The sequence below is a fragment of the Thiomonas sp. 13-64-67 genome (genome assembly GCF_002282795.1).
Lineage (GTDB): Bacteria > Pseudomonadota > Gammaproteobacteria > Burkholderiales > Burkholderiaceae_C > Thiomonas > Thiomonas arsenitoxydans.
This window is the reverse complement of record NZ_NCKP01000021.1, coordinates 22,955-31,063: the sequence shown is the minus strand read 5'-3', so window position 1 is coordinate 31,063 and position 8,109 is coordinate 22,955. Positions and strand designations below refer to the sequence as shown.

The 8,109-nt window shown below is 66.3% G+C and carries 8 protein-coding genes; 5 read left to right on the top strand and 3 right to left on the bottom strand.

The window, feature by feature from the left end; all coding sequences use genetic code 11:
- The 3 genes from B7X30_RS07475 to pyrF form a co-directional block, all read right to left on the bottom strand.
- Nucleotides 1-947: metallopeptidase TldD-related protein (locus B7X30_RS07475; protein WP_502694412.1), on the bottom strand; the 947-nt coding region annotated here is incomplete at its 3' end.
- 75 nt (nt 948-1,022) lie between these two features.
- Nucleotides 1,023-1,523 (bottom strand): cyclic pyranopterin monophosphate synthase MoaC, encoded by a 501-nt coding sequence (gene moaC, locus B7X30_RS07470; RefSeq protein ID WP_286730081.1) that lies wholly within the window; start codon nt 1,521-1,523, stop codon nt 1,023-1,025.
- The gene (gene pyrF / locus B7X30_RS07465) at nt 1,520-2,407 is read right to left on the bottom strand and encodes an orotidine-5'-phosphate decarboxylase (protein ID WP_276708492.1); all 888 of its coding nucleotides are present in this window, start codon (nt 2,405-2,407) and stop codon (nt 1,520-1,522) included. Before pyrF ends, moaC begins: the two co-directional genes overlap by 4 nt.
- Nucleotides 2,408-2,493: 86 nt before the next feature.
- Here pyrF and dacB point away from each other — a divergent pair, with 86 nt between their 5' ends.
- The 5 genes from dacB (at nt 2,494) to ggpS (ending at nt 8,099) form a co-directional block, all read left to right on the top strand.
- A complete protein-coding gene (dacB, locus tag B7X30_RS07460) occupies nt 2,494-3,939 on the top strand; it encodes a D-alanyl-D-alanine carboxypeptidase/D-alanyl-D-alanine endopeptidase (RefSeq protein WP_286730080.1) in 1,446 nt (481 codons plus the stop codon).
- Between the two features lie 43 nt (nt 3,940-3,982).
- On the top strand, nt 3,983-4,258 hold the full coding sequence (locus B7X30_RS07455) for a SemiSWEET transporter (protein ID WP_286730079.1): 276 nt from the start codon (nt 3,983-3,985) through the stop codon (nt 4,256-4,258).
- 448 nt (nt 4,259-4,706) lie between these two features.
- Nucleotides 4,707-5,876, top strand: a complete 1,170-nt coding sequence (locus B7X30_RS07450) for an NAD(P)H-dependent glycerol-3-phosphate dehydrogenase (RefSeq protein WP_286730078.1) — start codon at nt 4,707-4,709, stop codon at nt 5,874-5,876.
- A 14-nt stretch (nt 5,877-5,890) separates the two neighbouring features.
- Nucleotides 5,891-6,661, top strand: coding sequence for an HAD family hydrolase (locus B7X30_RS07445; RefSeq protein ID WP_286730077.1), 771 nt, complete (start codon nt 5,891-5,893; stop codon nt 6,659-6,661).
- On the top strand, nt 6,618-8,099 hold the full coding sequence (gene ggpS / locus B7X30_RS07440) for a glucosylglycerol-phosphate synthase (RefSeq protein WP_286730076.1): 1,482 nt from the start codon (nt 6,618-6,620) through the stop codon (nt 8,097-8,099). The genes B7X30_RS07445 and ggpS overlap by 44 nt, the downstream gene beginning before the upstream one ends.
- The last annotated feature ends 10 nt before the right edge of the window (nt 8,100-8,109 follow it).

Here is an 8,109-nt window from a genome sequence, read left to right as displayed (position 1 = left end):
TTGAGCGAACCGCGCCGGTCGGGCAGGGTGCCGTCGTCGAGCACGGTCACGCCCTTGGCGGCGACGCGCTGGCCCATGCGGCCCGCGAACGCGCTCGATCCCTTGCGGTTGAAGTCGCCTTCCAGACCGTGGCCCACCGCCTCGTGCAGCAGCACGCCGGGCCAGCCGGGGCCGAGCACCACGCTCATCTCGCCCGCAGGCGCGGGGCGCGATTCGAGGTTGACCAGCGCGGTGTTCACCGCCTCATCGACATATTTCGTGATGAGGGCGTCGTCGAAGTAGCCCAGGCTATAGCGCCCGCCGCCGCCCGACGAACCCGACTCGCGCCGTCCGTTTTGCTCGACGATCACGTTCACGCTCAGGCGCACCAGCGGGCGCACGTCGGCGGCCAGCAGGCCGTCGGAGCGCAGCACCAGCATCACGTCGTGTTCGCCGCCCAGGCTGGCCATGACCTGCACCACGCGCGGGTCTTTGGCACGCGCCAGCCGGTCCACCTTTTGCAGCATCGCCACCTTGGCGTTGGAGTCGAGCGCGCCCAGCGGGTCGGTCGCGCCGTAGAGCACGCGCGCCGCGCTGCGGCGGGTGTCGCTGGGCACTTTGGCGCTGCCCTTGCCCGCGCGGGCAATGCTGCGCACCGTGTCGGCGGCTTCGAGCAAGGCTAGCTCGGAAATATCGTCGGAATAGGCGAAGGCGGTCTTCTCGCCCTGTACCGCGCGAATGCCAAAGCCCTGTTCGATGTCGAAGCTGCCCGACTTCACCAGGCCTTCTTCCAGACTCCAGCCCTCGGAGCGGGTGTATTGCAAATAGACGTCTGCGTAGTCGAGCTTGTGCTCGAACACCTTGCCCAGCGCACGCTGCAAGGCGATTTCGTCGATCTGATAGGGGTCGAGCAAGACGCGGCGCGCCTCGTCGAGGCGCAACAGCGCGGGTTCGGTCATCATGTTCATGCGCCCGATTGTAGGAACAGCGGCATGTCCCTGCGCGCGGGGCGGTTCAGGCGCGTCTCGGCTTTGGCTGGGCGCTCAGGCCGAGGCGACCCAGTCGCCCGACTTGCCGCCGTGCTTTTCGAGCAGGCGCACGCCGTCGATGATCATGCCGCGGTCCACCGCCTTGCACATGTCGTAGATGGTGAGCAGGCCGATCTGCACTGCGGTGAGCGCTTCCATTTCAACGCCGGTGCGGCCGCGGGTTTCGGCGGTGACGGTGCAGTGGATGCTGCTGTCCTGCGGCTGCAGGTCGAAGTCCACCGCCACGCGGTTGAGGGCGATGGGGTGGCACAGGGGAATGAGGTCGGCGGTGCGCTTGCTCGCCATGATGGCGGCGGTGCGGGCGATGCCGATGACGTCGCCCTTTTTGGCGCTGCCGCTTTGCACCAGGGCGAAGGTGGCGGGCTGCATGCGGATGCAGCCGGTGGCCACGGCCACGCGATGCGTTTCATCCTTGGCGCCGACATCGACCATATGCGCCTGACCGGCGGCGTCGAAGTGGGTGAGGCCAGTGGTGGATGCGCTGCTGTTGCTCATGGGGCGTTTGGGGCAGTGGAGGCGGCGTGCACCTCCTGGTTGATAGCGTCGCGCAGGCGGCGGGCTTCGCGTCTTGCGGCGTCGACAAAATCGCGCCCGTTGCTGGCGTAAAGCACGCTGCGCGAGGCGTTGATGAGAAAGTTGCCGCGCGCAGCGCGCACGGTGGCTGCGAGATCGCCGCCCTGCGCGCCGATGCCGGGGATGAGCAGCGGCGCTTCGGGGGCGACGGCGCGGATGCGTTCGATGTCGGCCGGGTTGGTGGCGCCAGCCACCAGGCCGTTCTGTCCGTGGTGGTTCCAGTCCAGCGCAGCCAGCCGCGCCACGCGCTCGAACAGCAGCTCATCGCCGAGGTGGGCCGAGGCGCCTGTGGCCGAGCTGGCGTTCGATGGAACAAGCGGCAGGGTCTGCAGATCGGCGCCGCCGGGGTTGGAGGTGCGGCACAGCACGAACAGCCCGCGCTCGGGGAAACGCAGATAGGGTTCGACCGAATCGAAGCCCATATAGGGCGACAGCGTCAGGGCGTCGGCGTTGAAGCGCACGAAGGCCTCGCGGGCATATTGCTCCGCGGTGGTGCCGATGTCGCCGCGTTTGGCATCGAGGATGACGGGCACGCCCGGCGCGACCTTGCGGATGTGGGCGATGAGCTGTTCGAGCTGGCCCTCCGCGCCCAACGCCGCGAAGTAGGCGATCTGCGGCTTGTAGGCGCAGACCAGATCGGCCGTGGCATCGACGATGGCGGCGCAGAAGTCGAACAGCCGCAGCGGGTCGTTGGTCCACGGCGCCGGAAAGCGCGAGGGCTCCGGGTCGAGACCGACGCACAGCGCCGAATTGTTGCGCTCGGCGGCCTCTTGCCACTGGTGGATGAAGGGGGGGCGGGTCGTCATGATGCGGCGCATTGTAGGCAGGGGTTTTGAAGCTAACCTTTCCGCAAGCCTCTACCATTCCACTGATCTTCTTCGCCGCCCATGCCATGCTACCCAGCCGCCGCCGTTTTCTGATCTCCTCACTGGCCGTGACCGGCATGCCGCTTCTGGCCCGGGCGCAGCAGGTCGGGCTGGGCGGGTCGGGGGCGTTGCCTGCCGGTGTGGCGCAGGCGCTGGAGACGGCGCGTATTCCGCAGCAGTCTTGCGCCTTCGTGCTGCAGCCGCTCGATAGCCCGTCGCCCCAGATCGCGTTCAACGGCGCCGCGTTGATGAACCCGGCCTCCGTGCTCAAGCTCGTCACCACCTACGCGGCCCTGCGCATTCTCGGCCCGGCCTATGTGTGGAAGACGCCGGTGTACGCCACGGGGCCGATCCGCGCCGGGGTGCTGCAGGGCGATCTGGCCTTTGTCGGCAGCGGCGACCCACATCTGATGGCCGACAACCTGTGGAGCATCGCGGTACGGCTGCGCGATCTGGGCATCCGCCGCATTCGCGGCGACGTGCTCATCGACCGTCAGGCTTTCGATCTTCCGCCGCACAATCCCGGAGTCTTCGACGGCGACGCCACCGCCCCCTACAACGTCGGCCCCGATCCCTTTCTGGTGAACTTCGGCGTGTTGCGCCTGGGCTTCGTGCCCGACGCTCAGGCACAGCAGGTGCGTGTCACAGTGGAGCCGCCAGTGGCGGGCTTCGATCTGCGCGAAGCGCCCAAACTCACCGCCAGCGCCTGCGGCAACTGGAAGGACAATCTGCGCGCCGACTGGAAACAGCCCTTCGCGCCGCGCTTCGCCGGGGGTTTTGCGGCCGCCTGCGGGCCGCAGACCTGGAACATCGCCCCCGAGGTGAGCGACAACGCCTATGTGCAGCGTTTGCTCGCCGCGCTGTTTGCGCAGGTCGGCATCGATTGGAAAGGGCGGGTTCGCACCGCCAACCTGCCTGCGGGCGCCACCGAACTGACCGTGTGGGACTCGCCCGCGCTCGCCGTGCTGGTGCGCGACATCAACAAATACAGCAACAACGTCATGGCGCAGCAGGTGTTCCTGACCCTGGCGCTACAGGCGGGTGCGCAGCGGGCCACTTGGGGGCTGGCGCAGCAGGCGGTGGAGCAATGGTTGTCCACCCACAATTTGTCCATGCCCGGCCTGGTGCTGGACAACGGCTGCGGCCTGTCGCGCATCGCGCGCATTTCGGCGGCCGATCTCAACGCGCTGCTGCGCTCGGCGTGGAACAGCCCGGTGATGCCCGAATTCGTCTCGTCGCTGCCCTTGGCCGGAGAAGACGGCACGCTGCGCCGCCACTTCCGCGACCCCGATACCGCGGGCCGCATTCACGCCAAAACCGGCAGCCTCGACGGCGTGCTGTCCCTCGCCGGCTATGCGCAAACCCGTGCCGGGCAGCGCTACACCTTCGCCGCGCTGGTCAACGACCCGCGCGCCGGCGGCGCCTGGCCTGCGCTGGAAGCCTTCATCAACGGCTTCATGCAGACGGCTTGAGCGCGTACTTCGCCGGCCTCCCCCCATTTTTCGAGAGTCCCTCATGGCCTTTCACCTCACCGATCTCATCGGCTACGGCGCGGCGTTTCTCACCACCGTGTCTTTCGTGCCGCAGGCCTGGCTGACGGTTCGCACGCGCGATGTTTCGGGGATTTCGCTCGGCATGTACACGCTGTTCACCACGGGCGTGGCGCTTTGGCTGGCCTATGGTGTCGTCCAGCAGAGCTGGCCCCTGGTTGGCGCCAACGCGGTGACTTTCCTGCTGGCGCTGGCCGTGCTGATCATGCGCTTGCGCTACGGCGCGCGACAGGCGGGGTGAGCCTGGCCCGCGTTTGGCGTCGTTTTGCTGCGCCGCAGCGAGCGCTTGGATCCTGGTTTAGACAGATCATCGGGCGTCACTTCGATGTTCCTTGGATCGTCCAAAAACTTGTAAGTAATTTGGTGATTTTGAAGTTTTAATTCCTTCCAAATTGCTTTACAATCTATCCATTGATATTTTTATTCAATGAGTCTCCATAAATATCACCACAAGTAGCGAGTTCTACTTGTGTCTTCTGGTGTGCCTCCGGGTCTGCGCGGGCCAGAAATTTCTCGTTCGTCCCCTAGACGGCATAAGGGGTTCAAGCCAACCCCGCGCTTCATGGCATTCGCTCTGAATGCCCACCGGCCGCGTCTGCACGCGCGGCCACCCAGTCGCCACGCCCCGCTTTGCTGGGCGTTCTTCCATTGGACAACCTATAGGGTTGTCCACGACCTTGGGAGAGTCCATGCAGAACTCTGCTTCATCATTCATCGTCGGCAATCCGACCCTTGCCCCCGTTGTTGCCGTGATCGGCGCTGGTGCGTGGGGCACGGCACTGGCCTGCGCCTTGCGGCGCGGCGGGCTGGAGGTGCGCCTGTGGGCGCGCCGCCCCGATCTCACCCACGCCATCGCCACCCAGGCGCGCAATCCGCGCCATTTGCCGGAGCTGGAATTGCCTGCGGGCCTGAAGGCGAGCAGCCAGATGGCCGAGGTGCTTGACGGCGCCGACGCGGTGTTCATGGTCGTGCCGTCGGCTGCATTGCGCGAGGTGGCGCGCGCTGCCGCGCCCTGGCTGCAGCGGCGCGCGGTGGTGTTGGCCGCCTGCAAAGGGATCGAGCGCGACAGCGGCGCGCTGATGACTCAGGTGTTGCAGCAGGAGTTGCGGCCGGGCGCGCTCATCGGCGCTATTGGCGGGCCGAGCTTTGCGCATGAGGTGGTGCGCGAGCAGCCTGCGGCGCTCACGGTCGGTCTGCCTGCGCTGCGTCAGCGCGGTGCGGTCGATGTGCAAAGCCACGCGCAGCGGCTGATGGGGCGCTTGCGCACGGCGTTCGCCGCAGGTCAGGTGCAGCTCGACGTGACGGACGATGCCATCGGCGTGCAGGTCGGCGGCGCGCTCAAAAACATGATCGCCATCGCCTGCGGCATGGCCATGAGCTGCGAGCAGGGCGAGAACGCGCGGGCGGCCATTCTGACGCGCGGCTTGCAGGACATGCGGCGCCTCGCCCTGGCGCTGGGCGGCCGCCCTGAAACCCTGTTGTCGAGCGCGGGTGCGGGCGATCTGTTTCTCACCGCGTCGTCGGCCCAATCGCGCAACACCCGGCTGGGCATGCAGCTGGGGCGCGGTGAGTTTCCCGGCGGCGAGGGCGAGTTGGCCGAAGGCGCGATCAGTAGCCAGTCGGTGCAAATTCTGGAGCGGCGGCTCGGCCTTCATTTGCAGGTGGCGGCTGTGGTGCGCGATGTGCTGGGGCGCCGTCAAACGGCAGAGGAGGCCTTGCGGCGCCTGTTGACTCAGCCGGTGCAGCAGGACGACGCGCTCGGCTTACCCGTCGCTTCGGGCGCGCATGCGCACCGGCTGCTGCGCGAAGCGCAGGGCTTGCGGCCCACCCTGTCACGCGCGCAGTCGCGGCAGTCGTAATGAAGGAGGCGTCGATGCCACAAACCATTCTGGCCACCGATCTGGACGGCACTTTTCTGGGCGGCAACGAGGCGCAGCGCGCGGCGCTGTATGAATGGATCGCGCAGCGCCGCAGCGAGATCGTGCTGATTTTTGTCAGCGGTCGCGGGTTCGACTTCATGCGCCAACTCGCGCGAGATCTGCCGGTGCAACCCGATCATGTGATTGGCGACGTGGGCACCAGCGTGGCGACCGGCGCCGACTTCGCGCCCATTGCGGCGATCGATCAGTGGCTCGACGCGAGCTGGCCTGCCGATCGCGTGCAGCAGATCGACGACATCGTACGCCGGCATCCAGAGCTGCAGCCCCAACCGCCGCACGGCGGTCGCAGACGATCGTATTTTTACCGTCGTCCGGAGCCGGTGCAGGTGGCTGCGACTGAATTGCGGCGACTCGGCTTCGACACCCTGATGTCGGACAACCAGTATTTCGACGTGCTGCCGCGCGGGGTGCAGAAAGGCTCGACCCTGTTGCGCACCCTGGCCGCGCTCGGCCTGCCTGAACACCGCACCCTGGTGGCTGGCGACACCCTCAACGATCTGTCGATGTTCCAGACCGGTCTGACCGGCGTGGCCGTGAGCAACCGCGAGGCCGCGCTCGATCATGCCATCACGCCGCATACCAATGTGTACCGCAGCGCCCAGCCGGGCGCAGCCGGGGTGCTCGACGCCTTGCAGCGATTTCATCAACAGGGAGACTTCAATGGCTTCATCTCTGGTCATCGTCTATCACAGACAACCGTATGAGGAGTTCGTCGAGAACGGTCAGATCGTTCTCAGAGAAAACAAAAGCCCCAACGGCATCGTGCCGGCCCTCAAGGGCTTCATCGGCCAGGTCGATCGCGCCAGCTGGGTGGCGTGGAAAAAAGCGCCGACGGGAAAAGCTGCGAAGTTCGAGCGCCGCATCACGGTGAACGACAGCTATGGCAGCTATGAAGTCGTGCGGCTGCCGCTGACCGCTGAGCAGATCAGCCAGTTTTATCACGTCGTCTCGAAAGAGGCGCTGTGGCCCATTCTCAACAGCTTTCCCTCGCTCTATTCCACCGAGAACTGCCAGTGGAGTGTGTTCCGCGAGGTCAACCGCCTGTTTGCGCAAGCCGCCTGCGCCGAGGCCGCGCCGGGGGCGGTGATCTGGGTGCATGACTACAACCTGTGGCTGGTGCCGGGCTTCGTGCGGCAGATGCGCCCGGATGTGAAGATCGCCTTTTTCCACCACACGCCGTTTCCTGCGCCCGATGTGTTCAACATCCTGCCCTGGCGCGATGAGATTCTGGCCTCGCTGCTCGATTGCGATCTGGTGGGCTTTCATGTGCCGCGCTACGCCCGCAACTTCGCCGCGCTGGTACAGTCTCTGCGCAGAATCGAGGGCCTGGTCGAGCGCGCGGTGGAGCCGGAACTGCAGGCCACGGGCACCGCGCTGTCCGAGCCGGTCACGCCAGTCTCCATCGCAGTGGGCGGGCGCACGATCCGCATCGATGCCTTTCCCATCGGCACCCATGCCGACCTCATCCGCAGCACGGTGCAGAGGCCCGACAACCTGGCGCGGGTGGCGCACATCCGCCGCGAAATGTCCGGGCAGACCACCATCGTGTCGATCGGCCGGGTGGACTATGCCAAGGGCATGCGCGAAATGCTGCTGGCTTTCGAGCGGCTGCTGGCGCGCCGCTCCGAGCTGCACGGCAAAGTGCGGTTGCTGGTCACTGCCGTGGCCGCGGCCGACGGTATGCGCGTCTATAAGCGGGCGCAGCAGAACATCGAGCAGCTCGTCGGGCGCATCAACGGCCACTACGGCTCGCTCACCTGGACGCCCATCCTGCTGTCCACCACGCCCATGCCTTTCGAGGAGACGCTGAGCTATTACCGTGCCGCCGACATCTGCTGGATCACGCCACTACGAGACGGTCTGAACCTCGTGGCCAAGGAGTTCATCGCCGCGCATGTGAACGAGAGCGGCGTGCTGGTGCTGTCGGAGTTCGCCGGTGCTGCGGTCGAATTGCAGGACGCCGTGCTGGTCAATCCCTACAGCATCAGCCAGATGGACGATGCCATCGACCGGGCGCTGGACATGCCGCGCGACGAACAGCGCGAACGCATGCAGCTCATGGATGCACTCATCCAACGTTACGACATCACCCACTGGACGCACCACGTGCTCGAACTGTTCGCGCAGTTGCGGGCGCAGTAAGCCGAGCAAT

Bases quoted from the DNA above. Each gene is read 5' to 3' on its own strand.
- B7X30_RS07445 (WP_286730077.1), top strand. From the start codon at position 5,891: ATGCCACAAACCATTCTGGCCACCGATCTGGACGGCACTTTTCTGGGC.
- moaC (WP_286730081.1), bottom strand. From the start codon at position 1,523: ATGAGCAACAGCAGCGCATCCACCACTGGCCTCACCCACTTCGACGCC.
- pyrF (WP_276708492.1), bottom strand. From the start codon at position 2,407: ATGACGACCCGCCCCCCCTTCATCCACCAGTGGCAAGAGGCCGCCGAG.
- ggpS (WP_286730076.1), top strand. From the start codon at position 6,618: ATGGCTTCATCTCTGGTCATCGTCTATCACAGACAACCGTATGAGGAG.
- B7X30_RS07450 (WP_286730078.1), top strand. From the start codon at position 4,707: ATGCAGAACTCTGCTTCATCATTCATCGTCGGCAATCCGACCCTTGCC.
- B7X30_RS07455 (WP_286730079.1), top strand. From the start codon at position 3,983: ATGGCCTTTCACCTCACCGATCTCATCGGCTACGGCGCGGCGTTTCTC.
- dacB (WP_286730080.1), top strand. From the start codon at position 2,494: ATGCTACCCAGCCGCCGCCGTTTTCTGATCTCCTCACTGGCCGTGACC.